Genomic DNA, 20,444 nt, shown 5'->3' with positions numbered 1-20,444 from the left:
AAATTGAAGTTGTAGAGATAAGAGAGGGAATTTATGAAAAAGTATGCGTTAGTAACTGGAGGGAGCGGAGGGATTGGCTCTGCTATTTCGAAACAATTAATTCAAGATGGATATACAGTTTATGTTCATTACAATAACAGTGAAGAAAAGGTATTGGAATTGCAGAAGGCATGGGGAGAAGTTATCCCTGTTCAAGCTAATTTAGCTTCTAGTGATGGAGCAGAACGATTGTGGGGACAAATTGAACATCCTATTGATGTTATTGTATACGCAGCGGGGAAGAGTATTTTTGGATTAGTAACAGATGTAACAAACGATGAATTGGATTATATGGTAGAACTTCAAGTGAAGAACGTATATAAATTACTTTCTATGGCACTTCCGCCTATGATCGGGAGAAGAAGTGGTAATATTGTAATTGTTTCATCTATATGGGGACAAATAGGGGCTTCTTGTGAAGTACTTTATTCAATGGTAAAAGGGGCGCAAAATTCATATGTGAAAGCTTTAGCGAAAGAAGTTTCTTTAAGTGGATTACGTGTGAATGCAGTAGCACCAGGAGCAATTGAAACGGAAATGTTAAGTGTTTTTTCTGAAGAAGATAAAATGGGAATTGCTGAAGATATACCATTAGGTAGAATAGGATTACCAGAAGAAGTAGCGAAAACAGTTTCATTTCTCGTATCACCAGGAGCGTCTTACATAACTGGACAAATTATCGGAGTGAATGGCGGTTGGCACTGCTAAAAAATTCTTACATAAAAAATGAATAGTTGCACAAATTAAGGATGATTTTATTACTCAATAGTGAGGTGCTTAATTATGTCAGTATTAGATAATTTTGATCAGTGGAAGAGCTTTTTAGGAGAACGTTTAGAGCAAGCGCAAGACAAAGGTTTAGATGGCGGTGCGGTATCAGATATGGCATTTCGTGTTGGCGACTATCTTGCTAATGAAGTAGAAGGACGCAATGACCAAGAGAAATTATTAGCTGAGCTTTGGAAAGTTGCTGATGAACAGGAGCAACATACAATTGCAAATTTAATGGTTAAGTTCGTACAACATAAGTAAAAGTAGAGAGGAGATTCTCCTCTCTACTTTTTTTGTATAATAATTACACAGGATAGATTATACATTTAGCTTCCCTATTAGGGTGAAATCATATAATATAGTACGTAGGTGTAAAGTAAGCAAGGGGAGTGATCTTGGATGATTGAATGGTATTTTGAATATGAAATACATAAAAACCGACCTGGCTTGCTTGGTGACGTTTCTTCGTTAATCGGTATGCTCGGCATTAATATTGTCACAATTAATGGTGTAGATAATGCACGACGTGGGTTACTCCTCATGTGTGATAATCAAGAGCAAATCTCTAGACTTGAATCAATTTTAAATACGATGGATAACATAACGGTAACGAAATATCGTCCGCCCAAGCTAAGAGATAAGCTAGCGGTTAGGCATGGTAGGTATATACAACGAGATGCAGATGATAAGAAAACATTTCGATTTGTGCGTGATGAATTAGGCTTACTTGTAGACTTTATGGCAGAAATCATGAAAAAAGAAGGCCATAAACTAATTGGGATACGCGGAATGCCTCGTGTCGGAAAAACAGAATCCATTGTTGCTGCAAGTGTTTGTGCAAATAAAAGGTGGTTATTTGTATCATCTACTCTTATTAAGCAAACTGTTCGCAGTCAATTAATTGAAGATGAGTATAGCGATGACAATATTTTCATCCTAGATGGAATTGTGTCAACGAAGCGTGCTAACGAAAGACATTGGCAGCTCGTTCGTGAAATTATGAGATTGCCTGCAACGAAAGTTGTGGAACATCCTGATGTATTTGTGAGTCAGTCAGAATACACATTGGATGATTTTGATTATATTATCGAGTTGCGTAACGATTATGATGAAGAAATTCAATATAATTTAGTAGATGAAATTGAGCAAGGTACGCAAAATAATTTCTCTATGTTTGACTTTTAAAGAAATATTGAGGTGTTAGTAGTGACGGAATTGGGACAAAAGCTGAAAGAAGCAAGAGAAGCGAAAGGCTTGACTATTGATCAGCTGCATGAGATTACAAAAATTCAAAAACGCCACTTAGTGGCAATTGAAGAAGGCAATTATGATGTATTGCCAGGAGCTTTTTATGCGCGTGCATTCATTAAACAATACGCAGATGCGGTTGGATTAAATGGAGAGGAACTGCTCGTAGAACATCAGAGTACGATACCACAATCTGAAAAGCGTGAAGTTCCACAAGTATCAACGGGACAAAAAACACAAGAAACAATGCAAAAATCTTCATCATGGCCAATTGCAGATCACATGCCGAAAATCTTAGTTGCGCTGTTAGTCATCGCAGTTGGAGTGGTAATCTGGTTTGTGTTTCAAGCGTTAACTGGAAAAGATGATGAAAAAGTTCCAAGCGCTCAAAGTGAGAAAATTGAAGTTCAAAAAGCGAAAGATTCTCCGTTAGATACAAAGAAAGATGAAGTGAAAGCGGAAGAGCCAAAAAAAGAGGAACCAAAGAAAGAAGAACCAAAGAAAGAGGAGCAACCAGCACAACCAACTGGACAGCAAGAAGTGAAAGTAGTTGGAACAACTGGAAAGGTATCTACTTTGGAAATTCATAATAATAAAACATTAGAACTGGAAATTTCAGCTAAGGGTACAAGTTATGTAGATGTTAAGGATGATGCGGGTAACGAAATTCTAAACACTACAGTACAAAGCGGTCAAATAGAGAAACGCGATGTATCAACATTAAAAGAAGTACGACTTAATATTGGAAGTGCACCGAATGTTGAAATTAAACTGAATGGCCAAGTGCTTGCTTTCCCGTTAGATCCACAAAAAGAATATCACCAAAGATTGGTGATTAAAAACCAAGGGATAGAGCAACCAGCACAATAACAGTCATCGCTTCGATGACTTTTTTTCGATGAACAAATGTTTTTGATATGATGGAGGAATAGCTGTGAATTTACCAAATAAAATTACAATATCTAGAATCTTCTTAATTCCAATTTTTATGGTAATTATGTTAGCGCCCTTTGATTGGGGTTCATACAAAATTGGTGATGTTGATTTGCCAATTCAACATTTAGTGGGGGCACTTATCTTTATCATTGCTTCAGCTACAGATTGGATTGATGGACATTACGCAAGAAAGTATAATCTTGTAACGAATTTAGGGAAGTTTCTTGACCCGTTAGCTGATAAATTGCTTGTTTCGGCAGCACTTATTACATTGGTAGAGATGCAATATGTACCGGCTTGGATTGTTATTGTAATTATCAGTCGTGAGTTTGCGGTAACTGGTTTACGTCTTGTACTTGCTGGAACAGGGGAAGTAGTTGCAGCAAATCAGCTAGGGAAAATTAAGACATGGACACAAATTATTGCGATTGCAGCATATTTATTACACGATGTACCTTTAAATTTAATCCATATTCCAGTTGCGGATATCTTCATATGGATTGCATTAATCTTTACTGTTATTTCAGGATGGGATTATTTCTGGAAAAATAGAGCTGCTTTTGTAAACTCAAAATAGAAGTTTATGGGGGAATTGGGATGAATGCTGAGATTATTGCGGTTGGAACTGAATTATTACTTGGACAAATTGCAAATACAAATGCCCAGTTTTTATCTGAAAAGTTAGCTTCAATCGGAATTAACGTGTACTATCATACTGTTGTTGGTGATAATAATAAGCGACTGCAAAAGGCGATTGAAGCTGCGGAAGAACGTGCTGATATACTTATTTTTACAGGTGGATTAGGACCAACAAAAGATGATTTAACGAAAGAAACGATAGCTGCTAGTTTAGATGAAGAGCTTGTGTATGATGAAAAGGCATTAGCCTTAATAAGTAATTACTTTAAGCGTACAGGCCGTGAATTTACGGAGAATAATAAAAAGCAAGCGCTCGTTTTAAATGGAGCAACAGTATTTGCAAATAACCACGGTATGGCGCCAGGTATGGGGGTAAATAAGAACGGAAAAGTTTATATTTTATTACCAGGGCCGCCAAAAGAAATGAAACCAATGTATGTAAGTTACGTAGAGCCTTTTTTACGTAATTTTACAACAGGAGAAAACATTTATTCTCGTGTGCTTCGTTTCTTTGGTATTGGGGAGTCCCAATTAGAGGTGAAAGTGCAAGATTTAATTGATGGACAAACAAACCCAACAATTGCCCCGTTAGCAAATGATGGAGAAGTGACATTACGTTTAACCGCTAAGCATCAAAATGTTAGCGAAGCGGAGAAACTAATTCAACATGTGGAAGATTTGATTTTAGAAAGAGTAGGAGAATTTTTCTACGGATATGACCAAGAATTTTTGCATTATAAGGCAATCGAGTTATTGAAGAGAAAAGGGTTAACTTTAGCGTGTGCAGAAAGTTTAACAGGTGGTCTTTTTGGAAATCAAGTAACTGAAAACGCTGGTGTTTCTTCTGTATTTAAAGGCGGTGTCATTTGTTATCATAATGATGTGAAGCAACATGTTTTACGTGTGCCTGAAGAAGTATTGCATACTGATGGTGCAGTTAGTAAAGAATGTGCTCGTTATCTTGCTGAAAATGTTAAGGATGTATTAAAAGCGGATATCGGAATTAGTTTCACTGGGGTAGCAGGGCCAGATGCTTCAGAACAGAAAGAACCAGGAACAGTATTTGTTGGGCTTTCGATTAAGGATGAGCCAACTGTAGTCTTTCCTCTTAATTTAAGCGGAAGTCGTCAACAAATTAGAGAACGAACAGCAAAATATGGATTTTATCATTTATATAAAAAGCTAGAAGAGATATAAGTTTCTTCTAGTTTTTTTTACGGTTAAATTTAGATATTATTTGATGGAAAATAAAAAAATCGAATAAATGTTCGATTTTTGTTGGCAAATTGAATTGAAAATAGGTATAATAAGATTAGCAATTCAGTTAAGGAGGAATTTTGAATGAGTGATCGTCAAGCAGCGTTAGATATGGCGTTAAAACAAATAGAGAAGCAATTCGGTAAAGGTTCAATTATGAAATTAGGAGAACAAGCGGAGCGTAGAGTTTCTACGGTTTCTAGTGGTTCTTTAGCACTTGATGTGGCACTAGGAGTAGGCGGATATCCACGTGGCCGTATTATCGAAATTTACGGACCTGAAAGTTCAGGTAAAACGACAGTTTCATTACATGCAATTGCAGAAGTACAACGTCAAGGTGGACAAGCAGCATTCATTGATGCGGAGCACGCAATGGATCCTGTATATGCACAAAAATTAGGCGTTAACATAGATGAATTACTATTATCACAGCCTGATACAGGGGAGCAAGGATTAGAAATCGCGGAAGCACTTGTACGAAGTGGTGCGGTTGACATTATCGTAATTGACTCTGTAGCAGCTCTTGTACCGAAAGCAGAGATTGAAGGCGACATGGGTGACTCACACGTAGGTTTACAAGCACGTTTAATGTCACAAGCACTTCGTAAGCTTTCAGGAGCAATCAACAAATCAAAAACAATTGCAATCTTTATTAACCAAATTCGTGAAAAGGTTGGGGTTATGTTCGGAAACCCAGAAACAACTCCGGGTGGTCGTGCGTTGAAATTCTATTCAACTGTCCGTCTTGAAGTGCGTCGTGCGGAGCAATTAAAGCAAGGTAACGACATCGTTGGTAATAAAACAAAAGTAAAAGTAGTGAAAAATAAAGTAGCACCACCATTCCGTGTTGCGGAAGTTGATATTATGTACGGAGAAGGTATTTCAAGAGAAGGTGAAATCTTGGATATGGCTTCTGAGCTTGATATTGTTCAAAAGAGCGGTGCTTGGTATTCTTATAATGAAGAACGCCTAGGACAAGGTCGTGAAAATTCGAAGCAGTTCTTAAAAGAAAATACAGATTTAAGAGAAGAAATTGCCTTCTTTATTCGTGAGCATCACGGAATTAGTGAAGATTCTGGTGCTGAGGGCGCAGAAGATTCAACTCTTCTTGATTAAAAAAATAAAAGACACGGTCTCGTGTCTTTTATTTTTTTATCTACTATTAAGGAGCATAATACTATAGATAAAAATATTTTTTGACTTCAAATGGGTTGTGTAAAGAAGGATATTTAAATATTTTAAGTAAAGAAATGGGAATTACTAAGGTTTTCCAGTATAATAGGCTCCTTACTTTTTAAATTTAGGTCACATTCAAGGCTGAAGGTAAAGAAAGTAAAAGTAGACAACGCTTGACAATGAAAATTACGATAGATACAATGAGAATGTATATTTTTTCTTATATACGATATACTCTTCTCAAGAAGAGAAGTAATATTCGGAGTAAGGTTTAAATCTTACCGAAATAATAATATGACATTTTAATTGTGAAATGAAGAAAGTCCCTTAAAAAAAGCGGGACGACGGTCTTTGCTGTATGTTGTAATTCAATGTACATGCCGACAGTCTTTTTTCATTCATAGCAAGGGGAGGTGAAATCATGAGTAGTACAGTTTGGATACTCATCTCCATTTTGCTTGCAACAACAGTCGGTGCAGTTGTTGGCTTTTTTGTTCGAAAGTCTATTGCTGAAGCGAAGATTAATGGTGCGGCTAATGAAGCAAAACGTATTCTAGACGAAGCGAATCGTGAGGCTGAAGCACTTAAGAAAGAAGCGCTTTTAGAAGCAAAGGATGAAATTCATACACTTCGTACAGAAGCTGAATTAGAAATTCGTGACCGTAGAAGCGAATTACAAAAACAAGAAAATCGTTTAATGCAAAAAGAAGAGAACCTTGATCGTAAAGACGAAACGCTCGATAAACGCGAGCAACAGTTAGAGAAGAAAGAGGAATCTCTTGTAGCGAGACAACAACAGATTGAAGAGTTGGAAAGCAAAGTGGGAGAGTTAGTTCAAAAGCAACAAACAGAATTAGAGCGCATTTCCAATCTGACACGCGAACAAGCGAAAGCAATTATTCTTGGTAAAGTAGAAAATGAAGTTTCTCATGAAATCGCTGTTATGGTAAAAGAAAGTGAAGTTCGCGCGAAAGAAGAAGCGGATAAGAAAGCAAAAGAGATTTTATCTCTTGCAATGCAAAGATGTGCAGCTGATCATGTTGCTGAAACAACCGTTTCGGTTGTAAATCTTCCAAATGACGAAATGAAGGGACGTATTATCGGGCGTGAAGGTCGTAATATTCGTACGTTAGAAACGTTAACGGGTATTGACTTAATTATCGATGATACACCAGAGGCGGTAATCCTTTCTGGATTCGACCCAATTCGTCGTGAAACAGCTCGTATCGCTCTTGATAAACTAGTACAGGACGGACGTATTCACCCAGCGCGTATTGAAGAGATGGTCGAAAAATCAAGACGTGAAGTGGACGAGTATATTCGCGAAGTCGGAGAGCAAACAACGTTTGAAGTGGGTGTTCATGGATTACATCCAGATTTAATTAAAATTTTAGGTCGTTTAAAATACCGTACAAGTTATGGTCAAAACGTCTTAAAACACTCTATGGAAGTTGCATATTTAACTGGACTTATGGCGGCAGAGCTTGGCGAGGATGAAAAACTAGCAAGACGTGCAGGTCTATTACATGATATCGGAAAAGCGATTGACCATGAAGTAGAAGGAAGCCACGTTGAAATTGGTGTTGAACTTGCAACGAAATATAAAGAGCATCCTGTAGTTATAAACAGTATTGCATCTCACCATGGTGACACAGAACCAACTTCTATCATTGCAGTTTTAGTTGCAGCAGCAGATGCTTTATCAGCTGCAAGACCGGGAGCTCGTAGTGAAACACTTGAAAACTATATTCGTCGTCTTGAAAAGTTAGAAGAGATTTCAGAGTCTTATGAAGGCGTTGAAAAATCATTTGCAATTCAAGCAGGACGTGAAGTTCGTATTTTGGTAAAACCAGATACAATCGATGACTTAGAAGCTCATCGTTTAGCTCGTGATATCCGAAAACGTATTGAAAATGAACTGGATTACCCAGGACATATTAAAGTAACTGTTATTCGTGAAACACGTGCAGTGGAATACGCAAAATAAAGTGGTGAAACACCACTTTATTTTTTTGTGTTGGAATTGGATAAAATAAAGACAGTTAGCTATATAGCATAAAAGTGAAACAAACTTATAATAAAGATATTATAAGGAATTTACTTGATGCTATAGCAATAAAAAATGCAGTACATAGAAAGGGTAAGACATATGAGAATATTATTTGTTGGGGATGTAGTAGGATCTCCTGGTAGAGGTATGATTCAACAATACGTACCGGCATTAAAGAAAAAATATACGCCTACAGTAACAATCATTAATGGAGAAAATGCAGCAGGTGGGCGTGGGATTACAGAAAAAATATATCGAAACTTTTTAGAGTGTGGGGCGCAGGCAGTTACACTTGGAAACCACGCTTGGGATAATCGTGAAGTATTTGAATTCATCGATGATGCAAAATATCTTGCAAGACCAGCTAACTTTCCAGAAGGAACTCCAGGAAAAGGACTTATCTTTGTGAACTGTAATGGAACAGAAGTTGCAGTTATTAATTTACAAGGACGTACTTTCCTTCCTCCAATTGATTGTCCATTCCGTAAAGTGGATGAATTAATTAATATTGCGAAAAAACGTACGAATATTATATTTGTTGATTTCCATGCGGAGACTACAAGTGAAAAACAAGCGCTAGGTTGGTATGTAGATGGACGTGCTACAGCAGTAGTAGGTACGCATACGCATGTCCCTACAGCGGATAACCGTATTTTACCAAGCGGAACGGCATACATTACAGATGTTGGGATGACAGGGCCGTATGACGGAATATTAGGTATGGACAGAGAAGCAGTATTGAAGAAGTTTTTAACAAACTTACCAGTACGATTTGAAGTAACAAATGGTAGAACTCAATTAAGTGCAGTGTTAATTGATGTGGATCCAAATACAGGAAAAGCAAAGAAAATTGAACGTATTTTAATTAATGATGATCAACCATTTTTTGAGTAAATTTTCGTTAAATTTTAGATAAGTTATTATATTTTAATTTTTTAGAAAAATTACGAAAATTTAGCAGGAATACGCGCCATTCCTCGTGAATATAAGTTAAAGTGAAATAATTGCTAATACTTTTTAAAGAAACGAGGAGGAAACGCGGAATGGAAATATTAAAAGTTAAAGCAACGTCGGTCCCTAATTCTGTAGCTGGTGCACTTGCAGGTGTTATTCGCGAACGCGGAACAGCAGAAATTCAAGCTATTGGTGCAGGTGCATTGAACCAAGCTGTAAAGGCAGTAGCAATCGCAAGAGGATTTGTAGCGCCTAGTGGTTTGGACCTGATTTGTATCCCAGCGTTTACAGATATTATGATTGATGGCGAAGAGCGTACAGCAATAAAATTAATTGTAGAACCTCGTTAAGTTTAAACAACCTGTTTGCAGTATGCAAACAGGTTGTTTTTATAATGGAGGAATGAAAATGAAAATTTTTGATGCTCATTGTGACGTGCTTCTTCAGTTATGGAGTGCACAAGGGAAAAGGAATTTTAAAGATGATTCACAATTACATATTACATTTGAACAGTTAAAGAGAAGAAAAGGAAGTATACAATGTTTTGCTATATATGTACCAGAAACAGTGGCATATGAAAACCGATTTGAAGTAGCATTACAAATGGTAGATATTTTTTATAATGAAATTTCATCCCTACCAGGTGTGAAGTTTATTCAGACAAAAGATGATATTAACATATTAAAACAGGACGAGATTGGAGCGATATTAACAATAGAAGGATGCGAAGCAATTGGAAAAGATGCAATGAAATTACGGTTGTTGTATCGCCTAGGAGTACGTTCTTTTGGACTAACATGGAATTATGCCAATCTCTTAGCTGATGGTGCGCTAGAGACACGTGGGGCGGGTTTAACGACTTTTGGTAAACATGTTGTACAAGAACTGAATGCGTTACATGTATGGACTGATGTGTCTCATTTGAATGAAAGAAGTTTTTGGGATGTTATAGAGATTGCAAAAAATCCTATTGCTTCCCACTCAAATTGTATGAAACTTTGCGAGCACCCACGTAATTTAAACGATGAACAACTTAAAGCTCTTATAAAGCGAAATGGCATGATTGGTGTCACTTTTGTACCGCAGTTTCTAACAAATGAAAAACAAGCGAATGTAGCAGATATAGTAAGACATATCGAATATATTTGTTCATTAGGTGGAGAGCGCAATATAGGATTTGGTTCCGATTTTGATGGGATTTTAGAAACAGTTGTAAATGTATCAGCGTATCGAGATTATGAAAATGTAATGAATGAGCTTTGTAAACACTATGCTGCATCTACTGTAGAACGATTTTTATATGATAATTTTGTAGAACATATGAGTTTTTAAATTTCGATTTAAAATTCAGAAAAATCAAAATTAATTCATTTGATTTTATTGCTTTTTTTAAGACCTAATACTAGAATGAAAAACAAAATAGCTTTATACTAAAGATTCAGGGAAATCAGAAGAGGCATAATTTGCGTCCGTTGTAGTTTATTTGCATAAAAAATGCTAAACTATTACTGTAAAAAAATACACTACAATGAATGCAGCCAAAAGGGGTGTAGGAGATGATTAGTCAACTTTCATGGAAAGTTGGAGGCCAACAAGGTGAAGGAATTGAAAGTACAGGAGAAATTTTCTGTATTGCATTAAACCGATTAGGATATTACCTATACGGTTACCGCCACTTCTCATCACGTATAAAAGGCGGCCATACAAATAATAAAATTCGTGTAAGTACAACAGAAGTACGAGCGATCTCAGATGATTTAGATATTTTAATTGCTTTTGACCAAGAAACAATTGATTTTAATTTCCACGAACTACGTCCAGGTGGAATTGTAGTTGCGGATGCGAAATTTAATCCAACAATACCTGACAATACAGATGTAAATCTATATGTGATACCGTTTACAGATATTGCTTCAGAATTAGGCACATCATTAATGAAAAACATGGTTGCTGTTGGAGCATCAAGTGCAGTATTAGGATTAGATGAAACAGCTTATTTAGATGTTGTTGAAGAAATCTTTGGTCGTAAAGGAGAGCAAGTCGTTCAAAAGAATATGGACGCAATTAAACGCGGCTCTCAATATATGAAAGAATTACTAGGTGAGAAAGTAAACATGATGCAGCTTGAAAAAGCTGATGGTAAAAAACGCATGTTTATGATTGGAAACGATGCAATCGCATTTGGTGCGGTAGCTGGTGGTGCTCGTTTTATGTCAGCATACCCAATCACACCTGCATCAGAAATTATGGAATACTTAATTAAAAAATTACCGAAAGTCGGCGGAACAGTAATCCAAACTGAGGATGAAATCGCAGCTTGTACAATGGCAATCGGTGCAAACTATGCTGGTGTTCGTACATTAACGGCATCTGCTGGTCCTGGTCTTTCATTAATGATGGAAGCAATCGGTTTAGCGGGTATTACAGAAACCCCATTAGTAATTGTTGATACACAACGTGGCGGCCCAAGTACAGGATTACCAACGAAACAAGAACAGTCTGACTTAATGGCGATGATTTACGGTACGCATGGTGAAATTCCAAAAATCGTAATGGCGCCAAGTACAGTTGAAGAAGCTTTCTATGACATTGTAGAAGCATTTAACTTATCTGAAGAATATCAAGTTCCTGTTATTTTCTTAACAGATTTACAGCTTTCGTTAGGAAAACAAACAGTAGAACCACTTAAATTAGATAAAGTGGAAATTCGTCGTGGTAAGCTTGATTTAGAAGCAGAATTACCAGAACGTGAAAATAAAGCATACTTCAAGCGTTATGAAGTAACAGAAGACGGCGTTTCACCACGTGTTTTACCTGGTATGAAAAATGGTGTTCACCATGTTACAGGTGTAGAACATGATGAAACTGGAAAACCGTCGGAATCAGCAATAAACCGTAAAGATCAAATGGACAAACGTTTCCGTAAAATGGAGAACTTGAAGTTTAATACCCCTGTTTATAAAAATGTTAAGCATGAAGAAGCAGACGTATTGCTTGTTGGATTTAACTCAACTCGTGGTGCGATCGAAGAGGCAATGACGCGTTTAGAACAAGAGGGTATGAAAGTAAACCATGCTCATGTGCGTTTAATTCACCCGTTCCCAACAGCTGAAATCGATCCACTTGTGAAAAAGGCGAAGCGTGTTGTAGTAGTAGAAAACAATGCAACAGGTCAGCTTGCTAACATTATGAAAATGAATCTTGGTAATGGTGAGAAAATTTCTAGTCTTTTAAAATATGATGGAAACCCATTCTTGCCGAAAGAGATTTACAACGAATGCAAAAAAGGGGTTGTATTAAATGGCAACATTTAAGGACTTTCGTAACAGTGTAAAGCCAAACTGGTGCCCAGGTTGCGGAGACTTCTCAGTGCAAGCTGCAATTCAACGTGCGGCAGCTAACGTTGGCCTAAATCCAGATGAACTTGCTGTTATTTCTGGTATCGGCTGTTCAGGCCGTATTTCAGGTTATATTAATTCATATGGTGTGCATAGTATTCATGGTCGTGCCCTTCCGATTGCACAAGGTGTGAAAATGGCAAATCGTGATTTAACAGTTATCGCTTCAGGTGGTGACGGTGATGGATTTGCGATTGGTATGGGACATACAATCCATTCTATTCGTCGTAATATCGACATTACGTACATCGTAATGGATAACCAAATTTATGGATTAACAAAAGGGCAAACTTCACCACGTAGTGAAGCTGGATTTAAAACGAAAAGCACACCACAAGGTTCAATTGAACCATCACTAAATGTAATGGAAATGGCCTTAACAGCTGGTGCGACATTTGTGGCGCAAAGCTTTTCGAGTGATTTAAAAGAATTAACACAAATTATTGAAGCTGGTATTAACCATAAAGGATTTTCATTAATTAACGTATTTAGCCCATGTGTTACTTACAATAAAGTAAATACTTACGATTGGTTTAAAGAGAACTTAACGAAACTAAGCACAGTAGAGGGATATGATCCATCTAATCGCATGATGGCTATGCAAACTTTAATGGAAAATAACGGTTTAGTAACAGGGTTAATTTATCAAAATACTAAGCAACCATCATATCAAGAACTTGTTAAAGGCTATAGTGAAGAGCCTTTAGTGAAATCTGATTTAAATATGGATCAGAAAATGTTTGATGAGCTTGTTGCTGAATTTATGTAATGTAAGAAAAAAAGGTTGCCGATTTGGCAACCTTTTTTTATGTACAAAATATAGGGTAGCCTTATTTACTTAGAAAATTCAGAATGATAAAATAATATATAAATCGTTGTATGAAAATGGCAAGTTCATTGCTTATGAAATGTAAGGTAATAAAAGGCCTTTGTATTGTTAAGATTGGCGAAACACGTCATACTATGGTAATGTTTATAGGGATAAAGCAATATGCTTTTGGGTAGGACAACAAGAAATGATAAAAAGGGAATGTCTATTTGCGTGGGGAAGACTTCATTCTTATGAATGATTAGATTGATTACTCAAGTTTCAAAGGACAAGTTATCTCTCCAGCTATCTAACCATTTTTGAGGTGAGTCTAAGCGCATTAAAATGGACTATAGAGTGTGTATAGTTAAGGGTGAAAGGAGATTACCGATGAACGAGCAACAACGATTAGCAAGTCAACAAGCAAATTCCTCTATGAAAAAAGAAGAGAAAGATTATAGTAAATACTTTGAAAGTGTATATCAACCACCTTCCTTAAAGGATGCGAAAAAGCGTGGGAAAGAAGAAGTTAAAATTGAACGGGATTTTGGCTTACCTGAAGAGTTTCGCAATTTTGGTACAGGAAGAAAGTTCTATATTCGTACATATGGTTGTCAAATGAATGAGCATGATACGGAAGTAATGGCAGGTATTTTCACAGCACTTGGATATGAACCAACTTTTTCAACTGAGGATGCAGATGTAGTTTTATTAAACACTTGTGCAATTCGTGAAAATGCTGAAAATAAGGTGTTTGGTGAGCTAGGCCATTTAAAGTCACTCAAACGAAGAAATCCAGACCTTTTAATTGGTGTATGTGGTTGTATGTCTCAAGAGGAATCTGTTGTAAATAAAATTATGCAAAAAAATCAGCATGTAGATATGGTATTTGGAACGCATAATATTCATAGACTACCGTACATTCTAAAAGATGCGATGTTCTCGAAAGAGACGGTAGTTGAAGTATGGTCAAAAGAAGGTGACGTAATTGAAAACCTTCCGAAAGTACGTCGTGGTGATATTAAAGCTTGGGTAAATATTATGTATGGCTGTGATAAATTCTGTACGTATTGTATTGTACCGTATACACGCGGAAAAGAGCGAAGTAGACGTCCAGAAGATATTATCCAAGAGATTCGTCATTTAGCTGCAAATGGTTATAAAGAAATTACGTTACTTGGACAAAACGTAAATGCATATGGTAAAGACTTTGAAGATATAGAATACGGTCTTGGCGATTTAATGGACGAACTTCGTAAAGTTGATATTGCCCGTATTCGTTTTACAACGAGCCATCCACGTGATTTCGATGATCACTTAATTGAAGTGCTTGGAAAAGGTGGCAACCTAGTAGAACATATCCATTTACCAGTTCAATCTGGAAGTACAGATATGCTGAAAATTATGGCACGTAAATATTCGCGTGAGCATTATTTAGAACTTGTAAGAAAAATTAAAGAAGCAATTCCAGATGTAGTATTAACAACAGATATTATCGTTGGTTTTCCAAATGAAACAGATGAGCAATTTGAAGAAACGATGTCGTTATATCGTGAAGTAGGGTTTGATACTGCCTTTACATTCATTTATTCTCCTCGCGAAGGTACACCAGCTGCAAAAATGAAAGATAATGTACCGATGGAAGTAAAGAAAGAACGTCTTCAGCGTTTAAATACACTAGTAAATACGTTAGCAATTGAAAAGAATAGTCGTTACAAAGGTCAAATTGTAGAAGTGTTAGTTGATGGGGAAAGTAAAAATAATCCGGAAGTACTTGCAGGTTATACTCGTACGAATAAACTTGTAAACTTCGTCGCTTCAAAATCTTTAATTGGTCAGCTTGTGAAAGTGAAAATAACGGAAGCAAAAACTTGGTCTCTTAACGGGGAATTAGTTGAAGAGCCGATTGAGGTGAAATAATAGATGAAAGTATATTCGAAAGATGACATTGTTGAACAAGCGAAAGAATTAGCAAAAATGATTTCTGAAACAGAAGAAGTTGATTTTTTTAAGAAAGCAGAGGCGCAAATTCATAAAAATGAAAATGTAAAGCGCGCAATCGATGAAATTAAAGCACTGCAAAAACAAGCAGTAAACTTGCAACATTACGGGAAATGGGAAGCTTTAAAAAAGGTAGAAGCTGAAATTGATGCATTGCAAGATAAGTTAGACAGTATTCCAGTCGTACAACAATTTAAATCTTCACAAACATACGTAAATGACTTATTACAGTTAGTTGCTAGTACAATTTCTAACAACGTAACAGATGAAATATTAATTTCAACTGGTGGCGATGTACTAAAGGGTGAAACTGGCGCAGCGGTAGAAAGTAAAAAAGGAAATTGTGGTTGTTAAAGAGATGTCATATTGACATCTCTTTTTTTTTGTGGATTAAACGTAAGTTCTTCTCAAAAAAAGAATGACACATTCCGCTATTGTCACGCATATGATTAAGTGAATAGTGATTGAGGAGGGTTACGAATGTCCGAATTTAGAGAGATTATTACAAAAGCAGTGGTTGGAAAAGGACGTAAGTATACAAAGTCAACGCATACATGTGAATCGAATAATGAGCCAACAAGTATTTTAGGGTGCTGGGTAATTAACCACTCGTACGAAGCAAGAAAGAATGGAAAACATGTGGAAATTGAAGGTTTCTATGATGTGAACACTTGGTATTCATTTGATGGAAATACAAAGACTGAAGTTGTAACAGAACGTGTGAACTATACGGACGAAGTAAGTATTGGTTATCGTGATAAAAACTTTTCTGGTGACGATTTAGAAATTATTGCTCGTGTTATTCAGCCGCCAAATTGTTTAGAAGCACTTGTATCACCAAATGGTAATAAAATTGTTGTAACTGTAGAACGTGAATTTGTAACAGAAGTAGTTGGAGAAACGAAAATTTGTGTAAGTGTAAATCCTGAAGGCTGCGTAGAATCAGATGATGATTTCCAAATTGCTGATGATGAATTTGAAGAATTAGATCCGAACTTTATCGTTGATGCAGAAGAAGAGTAATAGAAAGCTAGGGAGAAGTTTGAAGTGAACCCCGAAAACGGGACACCAATCAAAACACCTAAACCACTTGTTCCCTAAATTCTTTAGGGGATAGGTGGTTTAATTTTTCTTGAATTCGCACACAATTGTAGTAATGAATGTATTCTAGCACAATCTTTCGCACAGTTGTGTTGGATACTTTTGTTATCTCTTGTGAATAGAAAGCTTCACTTTTCAAATGACCAAAGAAGCTTTCCATGACGGCATTATCATGGCAATTTCCTCTCCGGGACATGCTGGTGATAATGCCGTTTTCTTTGGCATACGCTTGAAATTCTTTTGCTGTATAAATACTTCCTTGATCCGAGTGAAGAAGGACATCTTTTACTCTTCGCCCTCTCATTGCTTGTTTCAATGTCTTCATCGCTAATGTCAGTGTTTGTGATTCGCTGATGACACAACTAATAATTTCACGATTAAAGGCATCCATGATCGTTGATAAATACAAGGTACGCTCTCCAAATAAGAGATACGTCACATCTGTAAACCACTTTTCATTTGGTCTGGATGCATCGAATTCACGCTCCAATCGATGAGGGGCTACCATTGGTTCCGCACCATTGATATATTTCTTTTTCTTTCGACGTACTTTTGAAAGAATGTGATTTTGTCTCATGATTCGTAATACTTTTTTATGATTAACACACAGTCCCATTTTTTGAAGAGTAGCGGTCACTCTTCGATATCCATACCGAAATTTATGCCTAAGACAGACGTCCTTTACTTTCTCTTCTATATCATCTTTCCGATCTTCCGTTCGTTGTAACCAGCGATAAAATGTGGAACGGGGTAATTCTAATACGTTACACAATTCTTTTATCGTTATTTTTGTTTTTACATTTTTCCATAAAGTAACTACAGTTTCTGGTTTCAGCCCCTTTCGATTTCCAGATACTTTCCCCATACAAGTAATTTTGTTTTTAGATGCTTATTTTCTAAACGTAGTTGTTCTAATTCACTGAGCTCTTTTGGTCCTTTTCCATAAGAATATTGTTTTCCTACAGGTTGTTGAAAACGATACGTTTGATCTGTACGATACCATTTCATCCATGTCTTAATTTGGGAAACATTTTTAATTCCGAGTTTCTCCATAATTGTACGATTTGAATAACCATCTTTCTTCATTTCAATTACTTTCCACTTTGTTTCTTCTGGGTAATGAACTCTTGTCGTCATACGAAAAAACACCTCCATTGAATTTGCATACTTAGTATGCGAATTCAGGAGGTGTTTTTTTCATGTACCACTATTCGGGTTCACTTCAAGTTCTTCCTAGCTTTTTACTTTACATAAGTGGCGCTGAATGAACATGATTCTTTATGAAATATGTTATAATGAAGAAAGACTCCTGAAATAGGAGATAAGAGTGTCCGTGAAATGCGACATATATGAAAATAGATTATCATGTAAGAATTATGGAGGAAAAGTATGACTCAATATACGCCTATGATACAGCAATATTTAAAGGTTAAGGCAGATTATCAAGATGCCTTTTTATTTTTTCGCTTAGGCGATTTTTATGAAATGTTCTTTGAGGATGCTGTAAAAGCAGCTCATGAACTTGAAATTACATTAACGAGCCGAGATGGCGGTAGTAGTGAACGTATACCAATGTGCGGTGTACCGTATCATGCGGCTAAAAACTATATTGAACAACTTGTTGAAAAAGGATATAAAGTAGCTGTTTGTGAGCAAGTAGAAGATCCGAAAACAGCTAAAGGTGTAGTACGTCGTGAAGTAGTACAATTAATTACGCCAGGAACGATGATGGAAGGGCGTACAATTGATGAGAAAGAAAATAACTTCTTAGCCGCATTAACACATTTTGAAGATGGATCGTATGCATTAGCTTGTAACGACTTAACGACTGGACAAAATACAGTAACGTTATTGACTGGTTCAGTAGAAGATATTTTATTAGAAGTGTATGCAACTGGTTCGAAAGAAATTGTTGTTGATTCTTCATTTTCTAAAGATGAACTAAACAAGTTAACTGAAACATTGAAAATGACGATTTCGTATGAAGATGCAACGGCAATTCCGGAAGGATTAGAACATCTTGTGAAAAATGTTTCACAAGCAAAATTAATTAAAGCAGTTGGACGCTTATTTAACTATGTAATAAGAACACAAAAACGTTCTTTAGATCATTTGCAACCAGTAGAAATTTATTATACGAATCAATTTATGAAAATTGATGTACATTCAAAGCGGAATTTAGAACTGACAGAAACACTTCGAACGAAAGAGAAAACAGGATCACTATTATGGTTATTGGATAAGACGAAAACAGCTATGGGTGGTCGTATGTTAAAACAGTGGATGGAACGTCCACTTATACAGAAAGAAAGAATTGAAGAGCGTTTAGAAATGGTTGAAACGTTTGTAAATGATTACTTCTTACGTGAAGATTTAAAAGAAAAGTTAAAAGAAGTATATGATTTAGAACGCTTAGCAGGAAAAGTTGCATTTGGTAACGTAAATGCAAGAGACTTATTACAATTAAGACGTTCATTGCTGCAAGTACCAGCTATTTTAGAAGCAATTAGTTTGTTAGATAACGCTTATGCATCGAGATTAATTCAAGGTGCAGATCCATGTGAAAGCTTAACAGAATTACTAGGAAGAAGTATTCAAGAAAACCCACCGCTTTCGATTAAAGATGGAGATATTATTAAAGATGGTTATAATGACAAGCTTGATCAATATCGTTACGTTAGTAAAAACGGGAAAACGTGGATTGCTGAGCTTGAAAAAAGAGAACGTGATATTACCGGAATTAAATCATTAAAAATCGGATACAACCGTATTTTCGGTTACTACATTGAAGTAACGAAAGCGAATCTTGCAGCACTTCCAGAAGGTCGCTATGAGCGTAAACAGACGCTTGCTAATGCTGAACGTTTCATTACAGATGAACTGAAAGAAAAAGAAACGTTAATCTTAGAAGCTGAAGAAAAAATTGTACAGCTAGAATACGATTTATTTACAGCACTTCGTGAAGAAGTAAAAGTATTTATTCCGAAATTACAACATTTAGCGAAAGTAATTAGTGAATTAGACGTACTGCAAAGTTTTGCGACAGTTAGTGAAGAAGAACAGTTTGTAAAACCTGTACTGACAACGAAGCGCGAAATCTTTATTAAAGATGGTCGTCATCCTGTTGTTGAAAAAGTATTGAACGGGAAATTGTATGTACCGAATGATTGTATTATGCCAGAGAATATGGATGTCTTTTTAATTACAGGTCCGAACATGTCTGGTAAAAGTACGTATATGAGACAATTAGCACTTGTAACGGTTATGTCGCAAATCGGTTGTTTCGTACCAGCAACAGAAGCAGTATTACCTGTATTTGACCAAATCTTTACGAGAATTGGTGCAGCGGATGATTTAATTTCAGGTCAAAGTACATTTATGGTCGAAATGTTAGAAGCGAAAAATGCAATTGCAAACGCATCAGAAAGAAGTTTAATTTTATTCGATGAAATTGGACGCGGTACATCTACGTATGATGGTATGGCACTTGCACAAGCGATTATTGAACATATTCATGACCAAATTGGTGCAAAAACGTTATTCTCTACGCATTATCACGAATTGACGGTGTTAGAAGAGAGTTTAGATCAACTGAAAAATGTACACGTTTCAGCAATTGAAGAGAATGGAAAAGTAGTATTCCTTCATAAAATTCAAGATGGAGCAGCTGATAAAAGTTACGGAATTCACGTTGCGCAACTTGCGGAGCTTCCAGATAGCCTAATCGCTCGTGCGAAAGAAGTGTTAGCACAGCTAGAAGGACAGGAAGAAATTATTATTCCAAAACGAGTAGAAGTAAAAGTACAAGAAGCTGCTCCAGAACCTGTAGTTGTAAAAGAGGAAATAGCAGAAATACAGGAAACGAAAGTAGAGACTGAAGAAGAATCGCAACTATCTTTCTTTGGAGGAGAACAGTCTTCGAAGAAACAAGAAAAGCCTCTGCTAGATCAAAAAGAAACAGCAGTACTGGCGCAAATTAAAAAAATCGATTTACTTGATATGACACCTTTAGAAGCGATGAACGAATTGTATCGCTTACAGAAAAAGTTAAAGAAAGGATGAGTAA

At 36.4% G+C, this 20,444-nt stretch carries 18 protein-coding genes; 17 read left to right on the top strand and 1 reads right to left on the bottom strand.

Annotated features, from left to right (window positions below):
* Nucleotides 1–33 precede the first annotated feature (33 nt).
* From ymfI to cotE, 16 genes are all read left to right on the top strand, one after another.
* Nucleotides 34–747, top strand: a complete 714-nt coding sequence (ymfI, locus tag MHB52_RS19710; protein WP_000759607.1) for an elongation factor P 5-aminopentanone reductase — start codon at nt 34–36, stop codon at nt 745–747.
* Nucleotides 748–822: 75 nt separating this feature from the next.
* The gene (locus tag MHB52_RS19705) at nt 823–1,071 is read left to right on the top strand and encodes a DUF3243 domain-containing protein (RefSeq protein WP_000114450.1); all 249 of its coding nucleotides are present in this window, start codon (nt 823–825) and stop codon (nt 1,069–1,071) included.
* A 138-nt stretch (nt 1,072–1,209) separates the two neighbouring features.
* Entirely contained in the window at nt 1,210–1,995 is a 786-nt protein-coding gene (locus tag MHB52_RS19700) for a DUF3388 domain-containing protein (RefSeq protein WP_000574107.1), read from the top strand.
* Nucleotides 1,996–2,016: 21 nt separating this feature from the next.
* Nucleotides 2,017–2,928 (top strand): helix-turn-helix domain-containing protein, encoded by a 912-nt coding sequence (locus tag MHB52_RS19695; protein WP_000137475.1) that lies wholly within the window; start codon nt 2,017–2,019, stop codon nt 2,926–2,928.
* 64 nt (nt 2,929–2,992) lie between these two features.
* On the top strand, nt 2,993–3,571 hold the full coding sequence (pgsA, locus tag MHB52_RS19690) for a CDP-diacylglycerol--glycerol-3-phosphate 3-phosphatidyltransferase (RefSeq protein ID WP_001052967.1): 579 nt from the start codon (nt 2,993–2,995) through the stop codon (nt 3,569–3,571).
* Nucleotides 3,572–3,591: 20 nt separating this feature from the next.
* The gene (cinA, locus tag MHB52_RS19685; protein WP_061663130.1) at nt 3,592–4,830 is read left to right on the top strand and encodes a competence/damage-inducible protein CinA; all 1,239 of its coding nucleotides are present in this window, start codon (nt 3,592–3,594) and stop codon (nt 4,828–4,830) included.
* 144 nt (nt 4,831–4,974) lie between these two features.
* Nucleotides 4,975–6,006 carry a recombinase RecA gene (gene recA / locus MHB52_RS19680; RefSeq protein WP_001283860.1) on the top strand — a complete coding sequence of 344 codons (1,032 nt, stop codon included), beginning with the start codon at nt 4,975–4,977 and terminating at the stop codon, nt 6,004–6,006.
* 481 nt (nt 6,007–6,487) lie between these two features.
* Nucleotides 6,488–8,053 (top strand): ribonuclease Y, encoded by a 1,566-nt coding sequence (rny, locus tag MHB52_RS19675; RefSeq protein WP_000099770.1) that lies wholly within the window; start codon nt 6,488–6,490, stop codon nt 8,051–8,053.
* Between the two features lie 162 nt (nt 8,054–8,215).
* A complete protein-coding gene (locus tag MHB52_RS19670; RefSeq protein WP_001221095.1) occupies nt 8,216–9,010 on the top strand; it encodes a TIGR00282 family metallophosphoesterase in 795 nt (264 codons plus the stop codon).
* A gap of 149 nt (nt 9,011–9,159) precedes the next feature.
* Entirely contained in the window at nt 9,160–9,420 is a 261-nt protein-coding gene (gene spoVS / locus MHB52_RS19665) for a stage V sporulation protein SpoVS (RefSeq protein WP_000404341.1), read from the top strand.
* Nucleotides 9,421–9,478: 58 nt separating this feature from the next.
* Nucleotides 9,479–10,402, top strand: a complete 924-nt coding sequence (locus MHB52_RS19660) for a dipeptidase (RefSeq protein WP_061663131.1) — start codon at nt 9,479–9,481, stop codon at nt 10,400–10,402.
* 224 nt (nt 10,403–10,626) lie between these two features.
* Nucleotides 10,627–12,384, top strand: a complete 1,758-nt coding sequence (locus MHB52_RS19655) for a 2-oxoacid:acceptor oxidoreductase subunit alpha (protein WP_000625417.1) — start codon at nt 10,627–10,629, stop codon at nt 12,382–12,384.
* A complete protein-coding gene (locus MHB52_RS19650) occupies nt 12,371–13,237 on the top strand; it encodes a 2-oxoacid:ferredoxin oxidoreductase subunit beta (RefSeq protein ID WP_000190155.1) in 867 nt (288 codons plus the stop codon). Before MHB52_RS19655 ends, MHB52_RS19650 begins: the two co-directional genes overlap by 14 nt.
* Before the next feature lie 429 nt (nt 13,238–13,666).
* Nucleotides 13,667–15,196 carry a tRNA (N6-isopentenyl adenosine(37)-C2)-methylthiotransferase MiaB gene (gene miaB / locus MHB52_RS19645; RefSeq protein ID WP_001005375.1) on the top strand — a complete coding sequence of 510 codons (1,530 nt, stop codon included), beginning with the start codon at nt 13,667–13,669 and terminating at the stop codon, nt 15,194–15,196.
* A 3-nt stretch (nt 15,197–15,199) separates the two neighbouring features.
* Nucleotides 15,200–15,631: a RicAFT regulatory complex protein RicA family protein gene (locus MHB52_RS19640; RefSeq protein WP_000870461.1), complete on the top strand. Its 432-nt coding sequence runs from the start codon at nt 15,200–15,202 to the stop codon at nt 15,629–15,631.
* A 126-nt stretch (nt 15,632–15,757) separates the two neighbouring features.
* Nucleotides 15,758–16,300: an outer spore coat protein CotE gene (gene cotE, locus MHB52_RS19635; RefSeq protein WP_001288799.1), complete on the top strand. Its 543-nt coding sequence runs from the start codon at nt 15,758–15,760 to the stop codon at nt 16,298–16,300.
* Between the two features lie 58 nt (nt 16,301–16,358).
* Here cotE and MHB52_RS19630 read toward each other — a convergent pair.
* Nucleotides 16,359–17,515, bottom strand: a protein-coding gene (locus MHB52_RS19630; protein WP_088121897.1) for an IS3 family transposase whose coding sequence is annotated in 2 segments (ribosomal slippage) — nt 16,359–17,263 and nt 17,263–17,515 — 1,158 coding nt in all. Because the reading frame shifts where the segments join, the coding sequence is not laid out codon by codon here.
* A gap of 252 nt (nt 17,516–17,767) precedes the next feature.
* Between MHB52_RS19630 and mutS the strand changes: the two genes are divergently transcribed.
* A complete protein-coding gene (gene mutS / locus MHB52_RS19625) occupies nt 17,768–20,440 on the top strand; it encodes a DNA mismatch repair protein MutS (protein WP_000196027.1) in 2,673 nt (890 codons plus the stop codon).
* The last annotated feature ends 4 nt before the right edge of the window (nt 20,441–20,444 follow it).

The sequence above is a fragment of the Bacillus sp. FSL K6-0073 genome (assembly GCF_038006085.1).
GTDB classification, from domain to species: Bacteria; Bacillota; Bacilli; order Bacillales; family Bacillaceae_G; genus Bacillus_A; species Bacillus_A cereus.
This window is presented reverse-complemented; position numbering and strand designations above follow the sequence as displayed.